The organism is Paraburkholderia metrosideri, from assembly GCF_904848625.1.
Taxonomy (GTDB): domain Bacteria; phylum Pseudomonadota; class Gammaproteobacteria; order Burkholderiales; family Burkholderiaceae; genus Paraburkholderia; species Paraburkholderia metrosideri.
Genome location: NZ_CAJHCP010000016.1, coordinates 34,972 through 56,091, shown reverse-complemented (window position 1 = coordinate 56,091; position 21,120 = coordinate 34,972). Strand labels below are relative to the sequence as shown.

At 62.3% G+C, this 21,120-nt stretch carries 15 protein-coding genes; 7 read left to right on the top strand and 8 right to left on the bottom strand.

What is annotated here, in order from left to right; translation table 11 throughout:
• Nucleotides 1–98: 98 nt before the first annotated feature.
• Nucleotides 99–1,499, bottom strand: coding sequence for a CoA transferase (locus LMG28727_RS29165; RefSeq protein WP_201645806.1), 1,401 nt, complete (start codon nt 1,497–1,499; stop codon nt 99–101).
• 115 nt (nt 1,500–1,614) lie between these two features.
• Here LMG28727_RS29165 and LMG28727_RS29160 point away from each other — a divergent pair, with 115 nt between their 5' ends.
• The gene (locus LMG28727_RS29160; protein ID WP_201645805.1) at nt 1,615–2,856 is read left to right on the top strand and encodes a citrate/2-methylcitrate synthase; all 1,242 of its coding nucleotides are present in this window, start codon (nt 1,615–1,617) and stop codon (nt 2,854–2,856) included.
• A gap of 31 nt (nt 2,857–2,887) precedes the next feature.
• Here the strand turns inward: LMG28727_RS29160 and LMG28727_RS29155 are convergent, their stop codons facing one another.
• On the bottom strand, nt 2,888–3,193 hold the full coding sequence (locus tag LMG28727_RS29155) for a DUF2917 domain-containing protein (RefSeq protein ID WP_201645804.1): 306 nt from the start codon (nt 3,191–3,193) through the stop codon (nt 2,888–2,890).
• A 207-nt stretch (nt 3,194–3,400) separates the two neighbouring features.
• Between LMG28727_RS29155 and LMG28727_RS29150 the strand changes: the two genes are divergently transcribed.
• The 3 genes from LMG28727_RS29150 to LMG28727_RS29140 all read left to right on the top strand — a co-directional run bounded on the left by LMG28727_RS29150 (nt 3,401) and on the right by LMG28727_RS29140 (nt 8,428).
• Entirely contained in the window at nt 3,401–4,816 is a 1,416-nt protein-coding gene (locus LMG28727_RS29150) for an aminotransferase-like domain-containing protein (protein WP_201645803.1), read from the top strand.
• Between the two features lie 515 nt (nt 4,817–5,331).
• Nucleotides 5,332–6,780, top strand: a complete 1,449-nt coding sequence (mdtD, locus tag LMG28727_RS29145; protein ID WP_201645802.1) for a multidrug transporter subunit MdtD — start codon at nt 5,332–5,334, stop codon at nt 6,778–6,780.
• Nucleotides 6,781–7,153: 373 nt separating this feature from the next.
• Complete coding sequence (locus LMG28727_RS29140) at nt 7,154–8,428, top strand: EAL domain-containing protein (protein WP_201645885.1); 1,275 nt, start codon at nt 7,154–7,156, stop codon at nt 8,426–8,428.
• Here the strand turns inward: LMG28727_RS29140 and LMG28727_RS29135 are convergent.
• Nucleotides 8,384–9,367 (bottom strand): sigma-70 family RNA polymerase sigma factor, encoded by a 984-nt coding sequence (locus LMG28727_RS29135; RefSeq protein ID WP_201645801.1) that lies wholly within the window; start codon nt 9,365–9,367, stop codon nt 8,384–8,386. The genes LMG28727_RS29140 and LMG28727_RS29135 overlap by 45 nt on opposite strands.
• Before the next feature lie 276 nt (nt 9,368–9,643).
• Here LMG28727_RS29135 and clpP point away from each other — a divergent pair, with 276 nt between their 5' ends.
• Together clpP and LMG28727_RS29125 are read left to right on the top strand one after the other, a co-directional pair.
• Nucleotides 9,644–10,291: an ATP-dependent Clp endopeptidase proteolytic subunit ClpP gene (gene clpP, locus LMG28727_RS29130; protein WP_201645884.1), complete on the top strand. Its 648-nt coding sequence runs from the start codon at nt 9,644–9,646 to the stop codon at nt 10,289–10,291.
• 247 nt (nt 10,292–10,538) lie between these two features.
• The gene (locus tag LMG28727_RS29125; protein ID WP_201645800.1) at nt 10,539–12,026 is read left to right on the top strand and encodes an NYN domain-containing protein; all 1,488 of its coding nucleotides are present in this window, start codon (nt 10,539–10,541) and stop codon (nt 12,024–12,026) included.
• 358 nt (nt 12,027–12,384) lie between these two features.
• On the opposite strand, the gene LMG28727_RS29120 is transcribed toward LMG28727_RS29125, so the two are convergent.
• The gene (locus LMG28727_RS29120) at nt 12,385–14,226 is read right to left on the bottom strand and encodes a pyrrolo-quinoline quinone (protein ID WP_201645799.1); all 1,842 of its coding nucleotides are present in this window, start codon (nt 14,224–14,226) and stop codon (nt 12,385–12,387) included.
• 280 nt (nt 14,227–14,506) lie between these two features.
• Nucleotides 14,507–15,052, bottom strand: a complete 546-nt coding sequence (locus LMG28727_RS29115; RefSeq protein ID WP_201645798.1) for a glycine zipper family protein — start codon at nt 15,050–15,052, stop codon at nt 14,507–14,509.
• A gap of 372 nt (nt 15,053–15,424) precedes the next feature.
• Between LMG28727_RS29115 and LMG28727_RS29110 the strand changes: the two genes are divergently transcribed.
• Nucleotides 15,425–15,724: a hypothetical protein gene (locus LMG28727_RS29110; RefSeq protein ID WP_201645797.1), complete on the top strand. Its 300-nt coding sequence runs from the start codon at nt 15,425–15,427 to the stop codon at nt 15,722–15,724.
• A 126-nt stretch (nt 15,725–15,850) separates the two neighbouring features.
• Here the strand turns inward: LMG28727_RS29110 and LMG28727_RS29105 are convergent, their stop codons facing one another.
• The 3 genes from LMG28727_RS29105 to xseA form a co-directional block, all read right to left on the bottom strand.
• Complete coding sequence (locus tag LMG28727_RS29105) at nt 15,851–18,226, bottom strand: tetratricopeptide repeat protein (RefSeq protein WP_201645796.1); 2,376 nt, start codon at nt 18,224–18,226, stop codon at nt 15,851–15,853.
• A gap of 189 nt (nt 18,227–18,415) precedes the next feature.
• Nucleotides 18,416–18,994, bottom strand: coding sequence for a superoxide dismutase [Fe] (sodB, locus tag LMG28727_RS29100; RefSeq protein WP_074765429.1), 579 nt, complete (start codon nt 18,992–18,994; stop codon nt 18,416–18,418).
• A 220-nt stretch (nt 18,995–19,214) separates the two neighbouring features.
• Entirely contained in the window at nt 19,215–20,594 is a 1,380-nt protein-coding gene (gene xseA, locus LMG28727_RS29095; protein ID WP_201645795.1) for an exodeoxyribonuclease VII large subunit, read from the bottom strand.
• Nucleotides 20,595–21,120 lie beyond the last annotated feature (526 nt).

The window sequence follows — 21,120 nt, the reverse complement described above, 5'->3', positions numbered from 1 at the left end:
AATGGACTGTCGGGCGTGGCGCGGGTTGCCGATGGTTGGATTGCGCTGGCGCAGTCCAACGATCGGCAGTCGACAAAATCGAACCCCGGCGACCTGATTCATCGAGCCCAGCGAGCGTCATGCGCCCCCACCCTTGCCGGCGGCAATGCGAAAAACGCGGGCGTTTCGTTCAGCTCCTCGGCCGGCTGCACCCCTAGCACGCTTCCAAACTCGGACTCGACCGTCGTAAGACTGTCGCGAACGTCGTCGAGCGTGACGTCGGGCGCTTGCCAGCCGTCAGGGATCGTTCCGAACGACTGCAGCCAGCGCCCGGTCTGGGCGAGCGATACGCGCACGTGCCAGCTTCCGCCCTCCGTCGAACGCCGCGCCAACGCCGCCATGGCGCCGAACGCAGCCAGATAGCCGGTGGCATGATCCAGCGCCTGACACGGCAGATGTTTCGGCACGTCACCACCTGCCGCCTGCCGTTCGGTGAAGGCAATCCCGCTCGCCGATTGCACGAGGCTATCGAACCCGCGCCGCTGTGCCCACGGGCCGTCATAGCCATACGCGCACACCGACACATAGATGATTCCTGGCCTGATCCGCGCCAGTTCCTCGGGACCGAACCCGCGCGCCGCCAACGCACCAGGACGATAAGCCTGCAAGAACACATCGGCGTCTGTGGACAGACCGCGCAACGTCTCGCGCCCACCTGCATCGCGCAGATCGACCACCGCCGAGCGCTTGCCACGCCCGTTGTCGATCACCAGCGGCGCAATATTCGGCAGATGCGGACCGTTGATCATCAACACGTCCGCGCCATGCTGAGCGAGCGCACGGCCGGCCACCGGCCCCGCGATGATGCGCGACAGATCGAGCACCCGCACACCCGCAAGCGGCCTTTCTAAGCCGGTGCGGCGCGGCAATTCCGGCGGGGCGTCGCCGATCCGCTCGATCTCGAACAACGGCAAGCCCGCAACCGCTTTAGCCTGATCGAGCGCAGCCCATTCGTCGGGCGTGCGGATCAGCGCCGCGCAGAGGCCCGCGTCGGCGAGTGTCTGATCGAGCGTCGAGCCGTCCCATTTGCGGATCGCTTTGGCCACCGCCGCAGGATCGCTCTCGCAGCCGAGCACCTTCAGAACGCCGTGCAGGTGATGCGCAAAGTTCGTGTGCAGCTGAATCCAGCGGCCATCCCGTGTCTCGTAGAAGCCGGTTACCGGATCGCGCAACACCGGCGGCGGCCCCCCATCGATCCGCAGATACCGCTCGCTGCGAAACGATGCCAGCGCGCGCCGCATCTGCACCGTGACGTGTTGCCGATGGCCCTGGCCCGTGCGCAAGCGGTGGAATTCGGCCGCAGCCAGCCCGGTCGCGGCGATCGTCGCCGACGCGAGGCTACCGACCCGGTAGACCGACGGCAAGCTTGGATCGGCGCCGCTTAGCGTGACGGACCTTAGCGCGGTCGGGTCGCATCCCGCGACAGTCCAGATATGTTTGAGTGCGAGTTCAGGCGTCATGGTATTGATGTCGACACAGGTGGAAGTGAACCGAGTCTAGAATTCCGCCGTGCGTCAATCAATCTTGATTATGATAATCAATATATATTGATTTCTTCGGTTTCCGAGCGTCTTCATGCCAACTTCAAACTTCATGAATGCCACAGAAGCGGCTGCCGCGCTCGGCATCAGCTTGCCGACCCTGTATGCCTATGTGAGTCGCGGCATGCTGAGCTCATCGGCGGATAGTCAGGGCAAGCACCGGCTATACGATGCCGCCGAGGTGCGACGTCTCGCGCGACGCAAGGAAGACGGCAAGCGCGCCGGCAAGGTCGCGCAGAAGGTGCTGGACTGGGGCGTGCCGGTGCTCGAATCGTCGATCACGCTGGTGGCGAAGGGGCGTCTGCTGTATCGCGGACACGATGCGATGGAGCTGGCGCGAACCGCGTCGCTGGAAGACATCGCGGCGTTGCTCTGGGAATGCAGTCCACGCCGGATCGCGGACGCGCCGGCCGCGCCGCTCGCCGCAGCACAGTGGGCTGCGTGGCTCAAGCTGTGGGGCGACAGCACGCCGCTCGATCGCGCGCTCGTGCTGCTGCCGGCGGCCGCGGCGCAGATGCCACGCGTGTGGGCGCTCGGCCGCGATGCGCAACTCGATACGGCCTGCGCCGTCATGCGGCTGCTGGCGGCGGCGATGATCTCGGCGGCGCCGTCGAACGAACCGCTGCATCGGCAACTGGCTTCGGCGTGGAATGTGCGCAACCGCCAGCAAACCAGCCTGTTGCGCGCGACGCTGGTGGTGTGCGCGGATCATGAACTGAACGCGTCGACCTTTACGGTCCGCTGCATCACGTCCACGGGAACGCATCTGTTCGGCGCGGTGGCGGGAGGACTCGCTGCACTGGCCGGCCCGAAACACGGCGGTGAAACAACCCGCATTGCGGCGCTGTTCGAAGAAGCTTCGCGCGCGCCCGATCTCGATCGCTATCTGGCGAACCGTCTCGCGCTGCATGAACGGGGTTCATATGGGCCGGGACTGTCGGGATTTGGCCATCCGCTTTATCCCGATGGGGATCCGCGTGCGCGGCTGTTGCTCGACCTGCTCGCGGACTGCGCGCCGGCTCGCTCGCCAATGGGTGAAATCTTGAAACTCGCGCGCGCCGTGCACGATACGACCGGCGCCGAACCCACCGTCGACTACGCGCTCGCCGCGATAGAACGTGTGCTTGGATTGCCCGCAGGCGCTGCTTTTACGCTGTTCGCGGTAGGTCGCGTGGTGGGCTGGATTGCGCACGCGATGGAACAGGCGCGCGACGCAAGGTTGATCCGGCCGCGCGCGCGGTACATCGGGGAATATGAAGCAGGGACCGAGGGCTAACGGGCGCCTGCCTGTCCGCTTCTGTACCTCGTCAGGCCACGCCGAGCCAGCGCGGCAACCAGCTCAACACGGATACCCGCAGCGTGGGCTTCAACGCCGCCCGCTCCGAACCGCTCGCCAACGCAAAGCGGGCGCCATTCTGGCTTGCGCTGATCCACGCTACCGACCCGCGCGGCAAATCAATCGATTCACCCGCACGCAGCCAATGATCCTCGCTGTCCCCTTCGACGGTCAGCCAGATCTCGCCCGACACTACCTTGAAGGTCGACGGCCGCGCGACACGCCAGGCGGTCACCGGCTCGCCCTGTTCCAATTCGTAAATCCGGACCTCACGCATCGCCTTTCTCCTTCAGGGAATTTTCCTCTGTTGCAGGAATTATTGACGTGCGATGATCGAATACCCATGTACAGTTCCGAACACTTTCATCGGAACTGTTCAGTCAAAAAAGCGAACAGTTGGCATCACTATGCGTTGTGAGTACGGCGCATGGGCAGAACTCTCGAACTGCCCCGTTCAGTACGGTTCGGTGAAGGAATAAACAGCATGAAACTTGAAATCCAGCTTGATCGGGAAAGCGGCGTACCGCTAACCGAACAGATCGTCACTGGCGTCATGAGCTGGATCAGGTCTCGCGCGACGCATCCCGGCTCGAAGCTGCCGTCCATTCGTCAATTCGCCACCGATTTCAGCGTAAGCCGCTTCCCGGTGATCGAGGCTTATGACCGGCTGGTGTCGCTCGGCTACGTCGATTCGCGCCACGGTTCAGGCTTCTATGTCGCCGACCGTCAGCAGATCGGGCCGCACAGCGAAGGCACGTCGGACCCGCGTCGCGCCGAGGACGAATCGGGCCACCTGCTTCAGCAATTCGACTCGCCGGGTGAAATGCTCGAGCTCGGCAGCGGCTTCACCCCCGAAAGCTGGCGCGATATGGACGCCATTGCGCAGGCGATCCGCCACGTATCGCGCACCGACCCGGCGAGCATGGTTGATTACGCAACGCCGCTCGGCAACCCGACCTTGCGCGAGCATCTGCAAAACCGTATCGGGCTGCTGGGGATACAGGCCGACACGTCGCAGATCCTGATCACCAACGGCGCGAGCCAGGCGTTCGATCTGCTGATGCGCTACATGCTCAAGGCGGGCGACACGATCTTTGTCGAAGACCCCGGTTACTACAATCTGTATGGCCTGTTCAAGCTGCATGGCGTGAAGATGATCGGCATCCCACGCACGCGGAACGGCCCCGACCTCGACGTTCTCCAGGCGCAGCTCAAGCTGCACCGGCCCAGGCTGCTATTCATCAATACGGTGTTCCACAATCCCACCGGCACCACGGTTGCGCCGCAGGTGGCGTTCCGGATCTTGCAACTGGCGCGCGAACATGGCTTTTCGATCATCGAAGACGACATCTACGCCGACTTTCAGACCGAACTCACCGACCGGCTCGCCACTCTCGACCAACTCGAACATGTGATCTACGTGGGCGGGTTGTCGAAGACGCTGTCGTCGTCGCTGCGGATCGGCTGCGTGGTCGCGCGCCACGCGATCATCAAGGACCTGATCGACATCAAGATGTTGACGAGCCTTGGTGGCTCGCGCTTTGCCGAAGCGGTTGCGGTAGCGATGCTGGAGCGCGGCGCGTATCGCAAGTATCTGGATCGCCTGCGCCGCCGGATGCGCGACGCGCTGGGCTCGTCCATCCGCACGCTGGAAGATGCGGGCTGGGAAATCTTTGAAAAGCCAGTGGGCGGCAAGTTCGTGTGGGCGCGCGTGCCGCATGTCGCCGACGCTGAGCGGTTGGTGGAATGCGGTGCGCCAATGGGCGTGATCGTGGTGCCCGGCAGCCACTTCAGGCCGAATATGGAAGCGACGCCGTGGATCAGGATTCATGTCGCGTTCGGCAATGATCCCAAGGCGCAGGCGTTTTTCCGGGCGGCGGCGAGCCTGCCGGCGGATTGAAGAGTTGGCTTTGTTGTGGTGGCTTGCAAAGGCTGCAGCGATGGGTCATCTGACGTGACGGGAATGAGCTCGTTCGATCAGCCGGAGGACTGATAGCACAAATCGATTGCCCGCGCGATGTGCCTTCGCCTCGGACCGCATGACGTGTTGACTCTGTCCGGCTGAACAGGGCAATGAAGTCCGTTGATCGGGATACACCTGGCACCTGGGTGCGAGCAAGGCGGCGGGGGCGTCTTCAACTGCGGCGGAACGGTCGGGACGCGGTGAGCGTTTTTAGCAGGCAACCCCGGAGAACGATTCACACAATCTGTTGCGAGCGCACTCAAGGCGCTGGACTGGGTCGTGTTCCGCGGCATGAGCGTACGGCTTCCCGGTCCGGCCATGCGTCAACGCTCAGCGAATCGCCGTGCTCGTCGAACCTGCCCGCATGGAATCCGCTCCCCAGGCTGCGCTGCACCCCGCTTTTCCCTAGAATAGCGAGTCCCAGCCCGTCCCGGCGCGCCCCGCCGCCCTCCATGTCCACGCCGACCCCGCCCGCCGCCGCACCCGCCACCCCTCCGGCCCGCTCGCTCAACGTGATGCTGTGGGTGGTCGCCACGGGCTTCTTCATGCAGACGCTCGATTCCACCATCGTCAACACCGCGCTGCCGGCGATGGCGACGAGCCTCGGCGAGTTGCCGCTGCGCATGCAATCGGTCGTGATCGCCTATTCGCTCACGATGGCCGTCATGATTCCGGTGTCCGGCTGGCTCGCCGACAAGCTCGGCACGCGGCGCGTGTTCATGAGCGCGATCCTCGTCTTTACTGTCGGCTCGCTGCTATGCGCCAATGCGCACACGCTGAACCAGCTGGTGATTTTCCGCATCGCGCAAGGCGTGGGGGGTGCGATGTTGCTGCCTGTTGGACGGCTCGCAGTACTGCGCACTTTTCCGGCAGAACGTTATTTACCGGCGTTGTCGTTCGTCGCGATACCCGGCCTGATCGGACCGCTGATTGGGCCTACGCTGGGCGGCTGGCTGGTAAAAATCGCGTCGTGGCACTGGATCTTTCTGATCAATGTGCCGGTGGGGATCATCGGCTGCATCGCGACGTTTATCTTCATGCCGGACAGCCGCAACGAAGACACGGGCAAATTCGACCTGAAAGGCTATCTGCTGCTGATCGTCGGCATGATCGCGATCTCGTTTGCACTCGATGGCCGCACCGAATTCGGTATTCAGCACGCCACCGTGCTGGTGCTGCTGATTCTCAGCCTCGGCTGCTTCGTCGCTTACGGGCTGCACGCGCAACGCGAGCCTTCACCGATTTTTTCGCTCGATCTCTTCAAGATTCACACGTTCAGCGTGGGCCTGCTCGGCAATCTGTTCGCGCGAATCGGCAGCGGCTCGATGCCCTATCTGATCCCTCTGCTATTGCAGGTCAGTCTCGGCTATAGCGCATTTGAAGCCGGCCTGATGATGCTACCGGTCGCCGCCGCCGGCATGGCGTCCAAACGTCTGGTGACCAAACTGATCGTCAAGTACAGCTACCGAAGCGTGTTGATCGTCAACACGGTGCTGGTTGGCATCGCCATGGCGAGCTTCGCGCTCACCAGCGCGAGTCAGCCGCTATGGCTGCGCCTGATCCAGTTGGCGCTGTTCGGGGCCGTCAACTCGATCCAGTTCACCGCGATGAACACGTTGACGCTCAAAGACCTGGGCACCGGCGGCGCCAGCAGCGGCAACAGTCTGTTTTCGCTCGTCCAGATGCTTTCGATGAGTCTCGGCGTAACAGTCGCAGGGGCGCTGCTCGCAACCTTCACGGGCCTCCTGCAGCGAGTGACCGCGATCAATTCACTGCCGGCATTTCACGCGACCTTCCTGTGCGTTGGCATTATCACGGCGGCCTCGTCGTGGATCTTCGCGCAGTTGTCGCCCGATATCCGTACGCCGGCGAAAAAGACCGATCCGTCTGAGCGAACCTGACGGCCGTCCCGGCGTTCGCTGCTCTGCAATTGCGCTGGCGAACGAACGGCAGCCGACTGCGATCGGGTCGTTTTTTGGCCTCGACGCCCGATTCACGCGATTCACTTTTGCCAGCGCTTTTTTGACCTGTGCGCGGATTCGCGGACTCGCATTTCGACCCGCAAAGGGGCGCGGGCCGCACCAGCAAAGTGCGAACTTTCGCTTCGATGCCCGCGCTGGCGCACAATCGTCGGATCGAAGCGCGATTGCCGGGTGCCACGTTGTGTTTCCGTTCGCGCATAGTTCTTGCTCGCCTATCCTGTAAACTCACGTTTTACGCGTACCGACGCGAGTCGGGCCTCCAGGCGCGCAGTACCTCCACACGACTGACATGATGAGCATGATCGAACTCGATCCTCCAGGCTTCCAGCCGCCGCGCCCGATGGCCGGCGACGAAGGCTCCCGGCGCACCGTTCTATACGGCGGCTACACCGTATTCAGCGTGTTTCAGCCGGTTTTTTCAGTGTCGCACCGGCGCGCGATTGGGTACCACGCTTCGCTGCGCGCCCACGACGAACATTCACAGCAAGTGCCTTCGCATGAAGTATTCACGCAGGCCGCCCGACGCGGCGACCTGCTGGAACTCGGCCGACTGGCTGAATCGCTGCATCTGGGCAACTTCAACGCATTCGACAGCCATGACGAATGGCTTTTTCTAAGCCTGCACCCGGCTGCGCTGATGGACACCAGTTATGGCGATGCGCTGCTTGCCGGCCTCAAAGCGCTCGGCTTGCCGCCTCAGCGCGTGGTGCTGGAAGTGTCCGAACAGGCTGGCGGCGAAACCACGCGCTTTGCCGAAATCATCGACGCGCTGCGAAAGTCCGGCTTCCTGATCGCGCTTGACGGATTTGGCGCGAAGCATTCGAACATTGACCGGGTGTGGAATCTGCGCCCGGACATCGTCACGCTCGACCGCTGCATTCTGGCGCAAGCCAGCGAACACTCGCATATTGAGCGCGTGCTGCCAGGCCTCGTTTCACTGCTGCACGAATCCGGGCAACTGGTGCTGATGGGCGGCCTCAGCACCGAACGCGACGCACTGATCGCGCTCGAATGCAACGTGGATTTTGTGCAAGGCGCGTTTTTCGCAGGCCCGAGCGTCGAGCCAGTTAAACCGCAAGCCGCAGCAGGCTTGATGGACTCGCTCTCCGCGGCGCTACGCGAACGGGTCGCCACACGCGAACGCGCACAAGCCACGCGACTGGCGCCGTACGTCAAGGCGCTGGAAGCCGCAGCCGCACAGCTGATTGCGGGGGAATCCATTTCCGGGGCGACCGCACCGCTCCTCACGCTCGGCGAAACAGCGCGCTGCTTCATACTCGATGGCTCTGGCCGGCAAATCGGCGATAACGTGCTGCCGCCGGGGCGCACTTCACAACGCGCCAAGCGCTTCCGCCCGCTGCTGCATTCGGAAGGGGCGAGTTGGGAACGCCGGCCATACTTTATCCAGGCGATGCGCATGCCCGGCCAGGTGCATCTCACGCCCCCCTATCTGTCGATTAACGAAGCCCACCTGTGCGTGACAGCATCGATCGCTGCCCACACGCCGCACGGCACGCAGGTGCTATGCGTGGACATCAACTGGGAAGTCGCTGCCCATCGTAATTGAGGGGGTGGGGTTTTGCTGGATTCGTGTGAGCAGTTGCGTAACTGCCGCACGACCCACCACGCGATTGAGAGCCTGCAGGCGCTCCTCGCCGGTCACGATGCGCAACGAAATTATCTTCGTCGAACCTTCCACACCGTCTGTCCACACGTCGAGCAACCCGACCACGTCGCCTTCGAAGAACAGGACGACGCACATCGCCCCCTGCACCGACACCACCTCGGCATTGTTCGCCTGCTGGGCAAGCGACGTGACCGTGTCCACCCAGCCTGCCGCAGCCGGCGCACTCGCACACGCGGGCCCACAAACGGGCGCGTCGCTAACAATTTCAGGCGAATCGCTAAAGAGCCGCAGCAGGTCTGTACGATCCTGTGCCTCCAGCGCTGCACGCAAGCGCTCCACGATCTGGGCGTGCGCGGCAGGATCGGGCCGTTGCGACGGCGCGCCCGCGCGTTGCAGACGCGCCCTGGCCCGATGGACGATCTGCCGGCACGCAGCCGGCGTGCGCTCAAGAATGCCCGCGATCTCCGCGTAGTCGCAGTCGAAAGCTTCATGTAGTACGAACGCGGCGCGTTCATCAGGCTTAAGACGTTCGAGTAGCAACATGACGCCATAAGACATTTCCGCTGCCCGCAACGCCAACTCCTCCGCCGATGGGGCCACCTCGTCAAGCCATGGCTCCGGTAGCCAACCGGTAGCCTGAGAGGCCCGTTCGCGCTGCGCATGCCGCAAGCGGTCGATCGCTGTGCGCGTGGTAAGTGTGGTGAGCCACGCGACCGGCGTTTGCACCGCCCGCGTGTCGGCAAGATGCCACTTGAGCCAGACGTCCTGGACCACGTCTTCCGCTTCGGCACGGCTGCCGAGCATGCGGTATGCCAGCCCGAGCAGGCGGGCGCGCACGGCCTCGAAGCTGGATGCCTTGTCGTTTCCCTGTTTCGTCATGCCTGGATCTCCAGATTCGTGGTGAAAAAGTGCTGCCTGCCTTCGGTATCTTCCTTTTGCTTTCGCCTGTGTCTTTTTCTTTGTCTTTCTTCTTGTCGCTCTTCCCGGCTTGACGCTGTGACCATCGACGATGTGACAACAAACAGAAAAAATATTTCTGTCACATCGCGCCGCCCTGCCTCGTCAAATGACCAACAACCGGCGCATGGGGCGCGCGGTTCTAAATCCGCCGCGGCTATCGGGCGTCAACGTCGCGCTGCTTATAACGAGGCATCTATGCATTCCAGCTACCCCTCCATAACCGGTCTCGGCCTCGTTCCTACCGTGATCGAACAATCCGGCCGCGGCGAGCGCGCCTACGACATTTATTCCCGTCTGCTGCGCGAGCGCATCGTGTTTCTGGTCGGGCCGGTGAACGAGCAATCGGCCAGTCTGATTGTCGCCCAGTTGCTGTTTCTGGAATCGGAAAACCCCGACAAGGATATTTCTTTTTATATCAACTCGCCGGGCGGCTCGGTATACGACGGCCTCGGGATTTACGACACGATGCAGTTCATCAAACCGGAGGTATCGACGCTGTGCATCGGCTTCGCTGCGAGCATGGGTACCTTTTTACTGACCGCGGGACAACGCGGCAAACGCTACGCGTTGCCGAACGCCCGCATCATGATCCACCAGCCATCTGGCGGCAGCCAGGGCACGGCGGCAGACGTCGAAATCCAGGCGAAAGAGGTGCTTTATTTGCGCGAACGGCTCAATGCGATAACAGCCGGGCGTACCGGGCGCAGCGTCGAAGAAATCGTGCGGGACACCGATCGCGACAACTTCATGTCAGCTCACGAAGCCAAGGGCTATGGCCTGATCGACGATGTGCTGGAAACACGCGCCGCGCTAGGCGATCCGAGCCGTTATCGGGATATGTAGTGCTGCTAATCCGGGGCGTCGCGGCCTTAACCATGGGGAGGTGCAAGCTCGCATCAGGCATCAATTCGGATTTTCGTCGCGAAGCGTCGCTACGCGTGGAGCGGCGTCCATGTGGAGCACTGAAATTCTGATGCACTTTTGCTGCCCCTGTCGGTGCGCATGCGCGACAAAATCTGCTCACCTTCGCTGGAATCGCTATCATGGTCGCGATTCGTCGAGTTCGACGATCGCTTCAATGGAGATATACATGGCGTCATCCAACGAAACCGTCAGCATGGCGCTATTCTGCGACTTCGAAAATGTCGCGCTAGGCGTGCGCGACGCGAAGTACGACAAGTTCGATATCAAGCTGGTGCTCGAACGTCTGCTGCTCAAGGGCAGCATTGTCGTGAAGAAAGCCTATTGCGACTGGGACCGCTACAAGAGTTTCAAAGGCGCGATGCACGAAGCCAATTTCGAACTGATCGAAATTCCGCACGTGCGCCAATCGGGCAAAAATTCCGCCGACATCCGGCTCGTGGTCGACGCGCTCGACCTCTGCTATACGAAGTCTCACGTCAATACGTTCGTGATCATCAGTGGCGATTCGGACTTCTCGCCGCTCGTGTCGAAGTTGCGCGAAAACGCCAAGCAGGTGATCGGCGTGGGCGTGCAGCAATCCACGTCGGATCTGCTGATTGCAAACTGCGACGAGTTCTTCTTTTACGACGATCTGGTGCGCGAGAGTCAGCGCACCGTCGCCAAACGTGAATCCTCGCGCCCGCCGAAAGACACCCAGCAGGCGGCCAAGCGGGCGCCGGACGAAGAGAAGCCCCGCCACAAGGACGACCTGGAAAAGCGGCGCACCAAGGCAGTCGAGATTGCTGTGCAAACCTTCGATGCGCTTGCGTCCGAGCGGGGCGACAGCGGCAAGATCTGGGCGTCGGTGCTGAAAAACGCGATCAAACGCCGCAAACCGGATTTCAACGAAACCTATTACGGTTTCCGCGCGTTCGGCAACCTGCTCGAAGAGGCGCACGCGCGTGGTCTGCTCGAGTTTGGCCGCGACGAGAAATCGGGTGCTTATGTGTATCGCAGTAACGCTGCGAGCGCGGCGGCCGACAACGCGAATGAGGCTGTCGAGTCTGAACCGGCCGAACAGTTGGATGACGCGCAGGTTACCGAGGTGGTAGTTGCTGAGTCAGCCGGCAAGTATGAGTCCCGGCGCCGGGGCCGAGGTAATCGCAAACCGGGGCGCGGTCAGAAGGAAGCCGTTCACGACGAACGGGCCAACGCCGACCAGGCAGTCAACGTGCAGTTTCACGAAGACGATCGGTATGAGCCGGCGTGGCCAACCGAACCGGTCTTCGAGCACCCGGAGCCTGCTTCGGTGGCAACAGAAGCCCCTTCAGTAGCGCCAGAAGTCAGTGCGTCGGAATCGGAAAACGCCACGACCGGACCGGCCGCAGCAGGTAGCGAAGAGTACAAGGACGAAGAGCACACGGAAACCGACGGCAAACCAGCCGAACGCCGTAAGACACGAGCACCACGCAAGACTGCCGCGAAGAAAGCGAAAAAGAGCGTGCCGCGATCTGTCGACGAAATACCCGAGATCGCCGCGCCGGCGGAACCGGCGGTTGCGTCAGTTGCGTCGAGCGATGTGGAAGAGGCTCCGGCAGCAGCGAAAAAAGCGGCAAGAAAGGCAGCGCCACGTAGCAGGCGTCCGCGTAAGACAGCCGCAGCGAGTGACGCGTAACGAGTGCGTCACGTCGCGCGATTCGTGCTGAATGGCAACCCGTGGCGATTGTCGCAATGTGAGAGCGAAGTAGCAGCCGCGCCGTTAGCGAAAAGCCCCTGCTTGTGATGAGCAGGGGCTTGTACGACCGAGCAACGGTAATCCTGGTCGTTACTAAAAAGACGACGAGCGGTTCATCGGCACAAAGCTCGCACCTCGGCCGCTGCCAGCAGCCTCTAAAAGCGGAGAGTGTTCCTCCTTGCGCCTGCGTATCCGCCTCTCCCGTCCAGCCGCTTCCTGCACGCCAGCTCCGCTCCTACCCGTCCCGACCCGCTCCTCTCAAAGATCCATCTTCGCCGTCAGCCACGCCTCCATACCCTCACAGCAAACCAAACACCGCCACCCCGTTAGTCGCCCCCACATAAACTTTCCCTCGCGCGATCATCGGCGTAATGAACTTGTTGCCGGCGCCCCATTGATCCCGCGTTCCGGCCTGATTGCTGTTGTACAACTCACGCGCGAGATTGCTGGCGTCGTAGGCATGCAAAGCGCCGGTCGTGCCGTTTTCCGCAGCCCACACAATGGCATTGCTCGCACCATTAGCCGACACAGCCGGCGTCGCACCGGGATAGGCAAATGTCGTCGGACTCTTTGAAGCTGCGGTAGTCGCCAGCATCGCGGCCGTCACCGGCAACGCTTTCAGGTTGTCGCTCAAACCACCGTAATACACCACTCCCCCGTAATAGGCCGGCGATCCCCAAATACCGCCCGCCAGGGTACCGATCAGTTCCTGCCAGATGTTGTTGGTCGTCGGGTTGAATTTGCCCATCGAGTCGCGATCGACGACATAAATGATGTTGTCTTTACCCGCGGCCACCGCAAGATGTTTGACAACCCCGCCGGCAGTCGTCTGATCCGGCAGCAGCATCACGCCACCCGAGCCGAAATCATTGTCGGCGGTGGCTTCAGCTACGACGTTATCCATTGCGAAGTAGTCGGTCACCTGCAAAGCGCCCAACGACAACTTCATCAGGGAGTTGCCATAGTCGCCATCGACGGGAAAGCCCTGCGCGTTCAGCGTCGTGCCGAACGTGCCGTTGCCATCAACGACATAGAGTGACGTGCCGTCCGACGCCATCCCCGAACCTGCCATCCACACCGATCCCTGGCTGCCGTTCGGCGCGACGTTCAGCGCACTCGTCTGCTTGAGTGTGTCGGCGCTATACGCCATCAGCCAGCCGCTATAAGCACCCGACATGCAGTGCGCCGTCCAGCCCATATAAATATTGCCGCCGACCAGCGTAAGCGCCGCACGCACCGCATGTAGCGCCGGGTTGAACGTGATCACACCGTTGACGCTCCCCGCGCCGTTGCCGGGGTACGTGGCCGCGATCTCCGTCGGGCCGCCGAGCACTTCTGAGCCGGTGACGAGATCAAGCGCGTGGAGGCGATGATGGTAGCCGCCGCTACCGTCTTTCGTCATCGCAACGGCATAGAGCACGCCATTGGTGCCGCGATTGCGGTCGATCACCGGCGTCGACGTAATGCCGATTTCCGGCGTGATGTCCTGACAGCCCCGGTCGTCGCTGGCGGTTTCGCCGCTTCCAACTAGAGAAACTTTCCACAGTTGGGCGAAGGTATTGGCGTCGTACGCGTAGACACTGTCGTGTTCGGTGACGACGTAGACGACGTCGTGAGATGCGCCGCCTATCGGCAGACTGGTGACGAAGAGCGGTTGTCCGTCGACCTTGCCATCGGCGGCAAGAAACGCGACCTTACCGAAGCTGGCGGAATTGACGTTGGTGGGAGTCAGTGTGGTCTCGGCGAGCATCTGGCCGGTGCGCGCGAGATCATTGTGATGCATCAGGACATCGGTCGCGTAGGCGATGGTTGATGTGGACGAACTGCCTGAGCCAGTGGCTGATCCGGTACCCGTGGTCGTGCCGCTACCACTGCTACCGCTGCCACCGCCGCTACCCGTTCCCGTCGACGAGGTCCCCGTGCCACTAGTCGTGCCGCCGCCGGTTGCACTCCCGCCAGGATTGCCGGCTCCGCTGCTACCTCCGGAACCCGATGACGGCGCGGCTGAACCATCCGCACCCGAGCCGCCTCCGCCCCCGCCGCACGAAACGAACACAGCGACGATCAAAGCTGTCGCGAGCCACGCGCACACGCTCGACCCCACACTCGGAACACGTGGGCCGGTTTTGGGTCTCCGCATAATCGCCTCGTTTTTTTTCGCACCGCGCCGGGAGCGCTCCGCGTCAGATGGCGGAGTAAAAAACGTCTCATGCCGGCAGGGATAAGCTGGATGTGACTGACCGCGCAGGACCGCCTATTCAGGCAGCGGTCATACACTCCATCCAAACGTACGCCCTTTGCCGGCGGCGCTGTCGCCATGGTGTCGCGTGTTTCCGCCAGAGATGACGGAATCTTTACAACCCTTTGCCGGGTTCAACAAAGACGCGACGCGACCAAGCGAGTAGGCGGATTTATGCTGATTAATACGGCGCGTACATGGCCGGCGGCGGCGGAGCGTAGTAAGGCTGCGGCGCAACATACACCGGCTGCGGCGCGGCGTAGTAACCGCGCGGCTGGATTGTTTCACCCTTCGAGGTCATGCACTGAGCGTACGCCGTGTCATAGCGTGCCTGCAGGCCCGCTGCGGAATACTGCGCGCTATTTGCGCCATTCGAGCCGCCGATCAGCAGACCGCTGCCCGCGCCAATCGCCGCGCCCGCGCCCGCGTTGCCAGCTGCCGCACCGATCAGAGCGCCGAGGGCCGCGCCACCAAGTGTGCCCAAGGCCGCGCTGTTGACGCTGTTGGTGGTGGCCGCTTGCGATGCGGTGCCGTTCGGATCGGTCGAACGGTACGCGTAGTCGCGGCACTCATAGTCGTTTTGCTGGAACTGGCCGAGCGTCTCGCCGCTACGTGGCAGCGCGACGATGCTCGGACCGCTGGGAGGCGCAACCGCGCAGCCGCCCAGCGCGAGCGCAACAATGACGGCCGGTATCGCGAGACTGATGGTTTTAGTTCTGGAAATCATGCTGGTGCACTTCAGAGGATCGGAATTCAAACGTTAGGCCAATCGGCCCGGTTCGTGGTTACTGGATCGTTACAGAAAGTTTATTGCTGCGCCCCGCACGTGGGCCGCGCGAGCCGCGAGCATACCTGAATCGCCAGCGCTATCGATTGCGTCATATCGGGTAACGCTTGTAAGCGCGGCAGCAATCAAATTCTGCATCAAGCGGCATAAACTCGCTGCGAACCGGAGTGCGAGGGTGCGGTGAGAACCGCTGCGCGTAAGCGCCAAGCCTGACTCCGGAACCCCGGGAGAGTGCCCCGCGACCTCGCCACCCGCCGCACGGACAAGCATCGGCCAGCATCGGCGGCCGTCAACAAAACAAAGGATGACTCAATGAATCGGCTCGTTTTCACTGTGGGCGCGGCCTGTGTCGCTTCTTTGTCCGGTTTGGCCGGCTCGTCGACCGTCTTCGCGCAGTCGGATCAGACTGTGCAGAGCGACGTGATCCAGCATCCGGTCACGAACTTCTCCAGCACCACCGCCGCCATCTCCGACAACTTTCAGTACATGAATCACCCGCCACCTCCCGTCGCGCCCGCCAGTTCGCCGTCGTCGAACGGCGGCCGAGGCCATCGGCGTCGTCAGACTTCGACGGATTCCGGCTCGGGGGGTGGCGCGTCCGTGCAGCCCTGAGGCAGCCCCGGACGCGGCGCGCACGTAAAACGTGCCGGCGGGCCAACGAACCAGCCAACGCAGCGGGTTGCGCTCGCAATCGAAACCAGCAAGCCTCGCCCAGTTACCAACTGTGACAACTTTTTGTCACCGGTCGGTCCCACCCCGCCGCCCACACCACTCGGTCCAGACCGTGCGATAAACCGTCTCGGCATGCGCAGCAAAGCGCGTGCCGTTCATCAACGGCGACGCTTCGAGGCGTGCGCGCAAGCTCGCGCGTATGGCGCTCAGCCGAGGCAGGTCCCGCACCAGTCCGACCGCGATGTCGACAAACCGCGCATCGCTTTCAGCGACCAGTTCGCGCAACCCCAAATTCGCCGACTGGCTCAGCCCCGCGCGCCCCGCCGCCGTTTCGCCAACCCGCGTGACGACCGGCACGCCCATCCAGGACGAGTCGAGGCTGGTGGTGTGGCCGTTGTAGGGAAACGTATCGAGACCCACATCGATCCGGTGATAGGTGCGCAGATAGTCCGCGCGTGGCTGGAACGGAGCGAAAGCGATTCGTTCGACGTCGATCCCCACTTTGCCGAGCCGTTCAGCCAGACGCGTGCGAGCCGGCCCATCGGGCGCCATCAGCAACAGCCGCGCATCCTTCACTTCACGCATCACGTCGCCCCACATCCTGAACGTGGCGTCGCTCAGCTTGCACGGGTTGTTCAGGCAGCCGAACGTCGGGTATCCATTGGTGAGCGCGGGCAGCGCATTGACCGTCGGTGTATCCGTCAGTGGGTCGTAGCACCAGAACGAATCCGGTAGACGGATCGAACGTTCGCTGTACTGGTCATCAACGCCAGCGGGATCAAGCCAGGGATCGGTCAGCCGGTAATCGATCGAGCGCATGCCAGTCGTTCCCGGATAAGCGAGCCATGCAATCTGCACCGGCGCGGGCTTGCGAGCGAACAGCAATGGGCGCCCGTCCGCCATATGCATGGTCAGGTCAACCAGAATGTCGATGCGGTCGTCGCGGATCAATTGCGCGAGCCGCGCGTCGTCGAGTTCGCGCACGTCGCGCCATACGTCGGCATACGATGCGACGCGTTGCGTCAGATCGTCGGGCCGCGTCACGCTTGCATAACAGAAGACCTCGAACTGCACATGATCGTGATGCGACAGCAGCGGCAACGTGAACAGCGTCTGACAATGATCGCGAAAATCCGGCGATACGTAGCCGATACGCAAACGCCGCGACGGCGTTGGATCGTTGGCATGCGGTTGGTGAGTGGCGAGATAACGCGTCTCGTGCTGCAACGACCAGCGCAGACATTCGTCCAGCAGAGGTTGCGAATGCTCGGCCTGGAAGGTCAGGCCATACGCGAGATTGCTGTGCGCGATCAGGTTGTCCGGGTCGCACGCGAGCGAGCGCCGATAACTGTCGATGCCATCATCGAGACGCCCTTGGTCCTTCAGCACGTTACCCAGATTGTTATACGTGACGGAGTGATGGGGATCGACGCTCAGCGCTTCTCGCAGATGAGCCTGCGCCTCCGCGATACGCCCAAGCTTGCGCTTGAGCGTCGCGGCGTTGTTGAGCGCGGCGACGAAGCGCGGGCGCAAACGGATCGCCGCGTCGAACGCTTTCTCCGCGTCGTCATGCGCGCCCGATTCCTGGTAGACGATGCCCAGATTGTTATAGGCATCTGCATGTGTGGGCGATTGCGCCAGTGCCTTTTGATAGTGGAGCGCCGCTTCACGCCGTCTGCCGAGAGCATGCAATGCGTTGGCCAGGTTGTATGCGGCTTCGGGGACGGCCGGATCGAGTTCCAGCGCTCGCGTGAGCAGCGTGACGGCGTTTGCGGACTCGCCTCGCTGCTGAAGCGCAACGCCGAGATTCACCAGTGCATAAGCCGACGCGGGCGCCGCGCGCACGGCCGCTTCGAGCAACGCCAGAGCTTCGTCCGGACGGCCACTCGACTCGAGCAGCGTACCGAGATTCGTAAGCGCGTTGGCGTCGTCGGGATGCAATGCGAGTGCGCGGCGATACGCGGCTTCAGCGGCGTGCGTATCGCCGCGTTGACGGTGGCAATTGCCCAGATTGTTGAGCGCGTCGGTGTGAGCGGGTTCGAGCGCGAGCGCCGCCGTATAGGATTCGATGGCCGCCGGATAGTCGGCACTGGTCTGCAACGCCGATGCCAATGCGCACAGCACATCGGCGGAAGCGGGGTCTACGGCAAGTGCTTGCCGGTATGCGCCAATTGCTTCGCCGAGCCGTTGTTCGGCAGCAAGCACATGTCCACGGACGAAGTGATATTTCGCCGTACTGGGAGCGTGCTTCAATGCACGGTCGAGCCAGTGGAGTGCGCTGTCATTCGCACCGGTCTGCATGTCGAGCACGCCGAGCCGGAACATCACGTTTGCATCCGCTGGCTCGCTGGCGAGCGCATTTTCGTACAGTTCGCGCGCTTCGCCGAACGCGCCCGCGAGGTGGCGTGCCATCGCGAGTTCCAGAATCTGATTGCGGTCCATCGTGCCTCTGACTGTCTTGCTATTTATCGATCACACTTTGCTACGGACGACTCACATAAACCCATTATCGCGGACCCAAAAAACAGAAAGCCCTCACACGTGAGGGCTTTCTGTCGTACTACCGGTGTTGCCAGCTGTTGGCGCTTGCGCAAGAGTCAGACGTTACGCAAAGACGCACTATCGGCAGTCTTACGCGAAGTTCTTCGACGCGAATTCCCAGTTGACGATGTTCCAGTACGCTTCAACGAACTTCGGACGCGCATTGCGGTAGTCGATGTAGTACGCGTGTTCCCACACGTCGATCGTGAGGAGTGCCTTTGCGTCGGTGGTCAGCGGCGTTGCTGCGTTGCTCGTCGACACGAGGTCGAGCGAACCGTCAGCCTTCTTCACGAGCCATGCCCAACCCGAACCGAACGTGCCGACTGCGGTCTTGGCGAATTCTTCCTTGAACTTGTCGAACGAACCCCACTTGGCGTTGATCGCGTCAGCCAGTGCGCCGGTCGGAGCACCGCCACCTTGCGGCGACAGGCTGTTCCAGAAGAACGTGTGGTTCCACACTTGAGCCGAGTTGTTGAACACGCCACCCGACGACTTCTTGACGATCTCTTCGAGCGACAGGTTCTCGAACTCCGTGCCCTTGATCAGATTGTTCAGGTTGGTCACATAGGTCTGATGGTGCTTGCCATAGTGAAACTCGAGCGTCTCTTCCGACATGTGCGGGACGAGAGCGTTTTTCGCGAACGGCAGCGGCGGGAGCGTATGTTCCATGGTGCTTTCCTTGTGTCTGTATCTGTTGTGGGGGAGTTTGCGGATAACGCTTTTGAGCACTCGATTGTAGGCGAGTTGGAATAACCCCGCAAACCAACGGACTTTATGCCCGGGATCGGTAAACAGGCCGTGCATGAAGCGCGTTGAAGGTCGCCGCATGTCGTGTGCCTGCCTCGCGCCGCATGTCAGAATCGGGCAGGCGCAAGGCGTCGGCAAAGTGTCAGAAACCGTCGGTAAGGCGCGGTTGCACGTCGGCCAGTGCAATGTCGGCGGAGCCCTCGGCGAGATGCACGGTCAGTCGCCGGCCCGGCTTCAATGACGAAGGCGCACGCACCGCGCGGCCGCTCTGTGCGTCGAGCACAGCCGCATAACCACGCTCCAGCGTACGTTGCGGACTCAGCACGTCGAGCCGTGCGGCAAGCGTACCGATTCGCGCAAGCTGACGTTCATGCTGGCGTAACAATGCCGCGTCGAGACGTTGCGAAAGATTGCCAAGCTTCGCCCGATGCGCGGCAAGATCGGGACGCCAGCGTTGCCAGCGCATCTGCAGCAGAGAAAAACGTGCTTTTGCATCGCGCACGGGACGCGTGCCGGCGGAGGCGAGCCGCACGCTCAGTTGCTGCAAATGCGTGCGTTGCCGCGCGAGACGTTCGGCGGGCGACACCAGCCTGCGCGCAAGCCAGTCGAGTTGTTGCGCACGCCGCTCCATCATTCGACCGAATCCGCGCGCAAGCGTCGCGTGCCGCTGGTCGAGTTCGCGCAGCAACAACACGCGCTGCGGGCTGACGAGTTCAGCGGCGCCGGTTGGGGTTGGCGCGCGCACGTCGGCGGCGAAATCGGCAATCGTGAAATCGGTTTCGTGACCGACGCCGCTCACCACCGGAATCGCGCTTTCCGCAATCGCGCGGGCCAGCACCTCTTCGTTGAACGCCCACAGGTCTTCGATCGATCCGCCGCCACGGCACACGATCAGCACGTCGACTTCGCGTCGCGCATTGGCGGCATCGACCATCGCCGCGAGCTTGTTGCTGACGCCCACGCCTTGCACCGGCGCCGGATAAACGATCACCGGAATGTGCGGTGCGCGGCGCGACAGCGTGGTCAGCACATCGCGCAACGCCGCAGCCTGCAATGAAGTGACGATCCCGATTGCTCGCGGATGAGATGGCAGCGCGCGCTTGCGCTCGGCGGCGAATAGACCCTCGGCTTCGAGCTGCGCCTTCAGCCGCAAAAACGCCTCGTACAGACGCCCCTGCCCGGTGCGCCGTACCGCTTCGACGTTCAGCTGCAACTCGCCGCGCGGTTCGTACATCGTGACCAGCGCGCGTACTTCGATACGGTCGCCTTCACGCGGCGTGAATTCCGCGTATTGCGCGCGTCCGCGAAACATCACGCAACGCATTTGCGCCTGCGCGTCCTTGATCGAGAAATACCAGTGGCCGCTCGCGGCACGCGTGAAATTGGACACCTCGCCCGCCACCCATACCAGCGGAAACGAGCGTTCGAGCATCGTGCCGATCGCGCGATTGAGCGCGGAAACGGGAACGACAACCTCACCGCCGGGCGTAGCCGACGAAGCAAAAGGACTTTCGGGATTCATGCGAGGGAGTATCTGTGACTGGCCGGACAGACGATAGACCGAGCGGCCATCCGCGTCCAGCCTGTCCGCTGAATTGTTAAAAGTGTCCACATGGCGGGAGTCGCCAGGCGCAATCCGCCAAACTGCCCGCCAGAGCGCATGAATCTAAAGCATGTTGTTGATTTATATAAGGTTTATATCTCAATAACGAGAACCAATACCGATCCGGAGCCCTCCAAATGGCCCTCGCAGCCCGTTGAGCGGCAGGTTCTCCACAAAGTTATCCACAGGCTGTGGGTAACGAAGACAGTCTTGAGGCGCCCCCGCGGCGTCACTGCGCGACTTGCCGGGCGGGACGCCTGCGCGCTAGAGTGGCGGGTTCGACGGCATGCCGGACGCCCGCGAACCCTGCCGTTGCGGCACACTGCGCGAGAGCATCAGGCGCTGAGGTTCAAGCCCTCGCTGCTTCATTTTTTGCTTCACTTTCGATTCTCCGGAGAACCGCGTTGATGCAGACCCCGCGTATTGCGCATGGCGCCTCCACGCC

Bases quoted from the DNA above. Each gene is read 5' to 3' on its own strand.
- LMG28727_RS29165 (WP_201645806.1), bottom strand. From the start codon at position 1,499: ATGACGCCTGAACTCGCACTCAAACATATCTGGACTGTCGCGGGATGC.
- LMG28727_RS29160 (WP_201645805.1), top strand. From the start codon at position 1,615: ATGCCAACTTCAAACTTCATGAATGCCACAGAAGCGGCTGCCGCGCTC.
- LMG28727_RS29155 (WP_201645804.1), bottom strand. From the start codon at position 3,193: ATGCGTGAGGTCCGGATTTACGAATTGGAACAGGGCGAGCCGGTGACC.
- LMG28727_RS29150 (WP_201645803.1), top strand. From the start codon at position 3,401: ATGAAACTTGAAATCCAGCTTGATCGGGAAAGCGGCGTACCGCTAACC.
- mdtD (WP_201645802.1), top strand. From the start codon at position 5,332: ATGTCCACGCCGACCCCGCCCGCCGCCGCACCCGCCACCCCTCCGGCC.
- LMG28727_RS29140 (WP_201645885.1), top strand. From the start codon at position 7,154: ATGAGCATGATCGAACTCGATCCTCCAGGCTTCCAGCCGCCGCGCCCG.
- LMG28727_RS29135 (WP_201645801.1), bottom strand. From the start codon at position 9,367: ATGACGAAACAGGGAAACGACAAGGCATCCAGCTTCGAGGCCGTGCGC.
- clpP (WP_201645884.1), top strand. From the start codon at position 9,644: ATGCATTCCAGCTACCCCTCCATAACCGGTCTCGGCCTCGTTCCTACC.
- LMG28727_RS29125 (WP_201645800.1), top strand. From the start codon at position 10,539: ATGGCGTCATCCAACGAAACCGTCAGCATGGCGCTATTCTGCGACTTC.
- LMG28727_RS29120 (WP_201645799.1), bottom strand. From the start codon at position 14,226: ATGCGGAGACCCAAAACCGGCCCACGTGTTCCGAGTGTGGGGTCGAGC.
- LMG28727_RS29115 (WP_201645798.1), bottom strand. From the start codon at position 15,052: ATGATTTCCAGAACTAAAACCATCAGTCTCGCGATACCGGCCGTCATT.
- LMG28727_RS29110 (WP_201645797.1), top strand. From the start codon at position 15,425: ATGAATCGGCTCGTTTTCACTGTGGGCGCGGCCTGTGTCGCTTCTTTG.
- LMG28727_RS29105 (WP_201645796.1), bottom strand. From the start codon at position 18,226: ATGGACCGCAATCAGATTCTGGAACTCGCGATGGCACGCCACCTCGCG.
- sodB (WP_074765429.1), bottom strand. From the start codon at position 18,994: ATGGAACATACGCTCCCGCCGCTGCCGTTCGCGAAAAACGCTCTCGTC.
- xseA (WP_201645795.1), bottom strand. From the start codon at position 20,594: ATGAATCCCGAAAGTCCTTTTGCTTCGTCGGCTACGCCCGGCGGTGAG.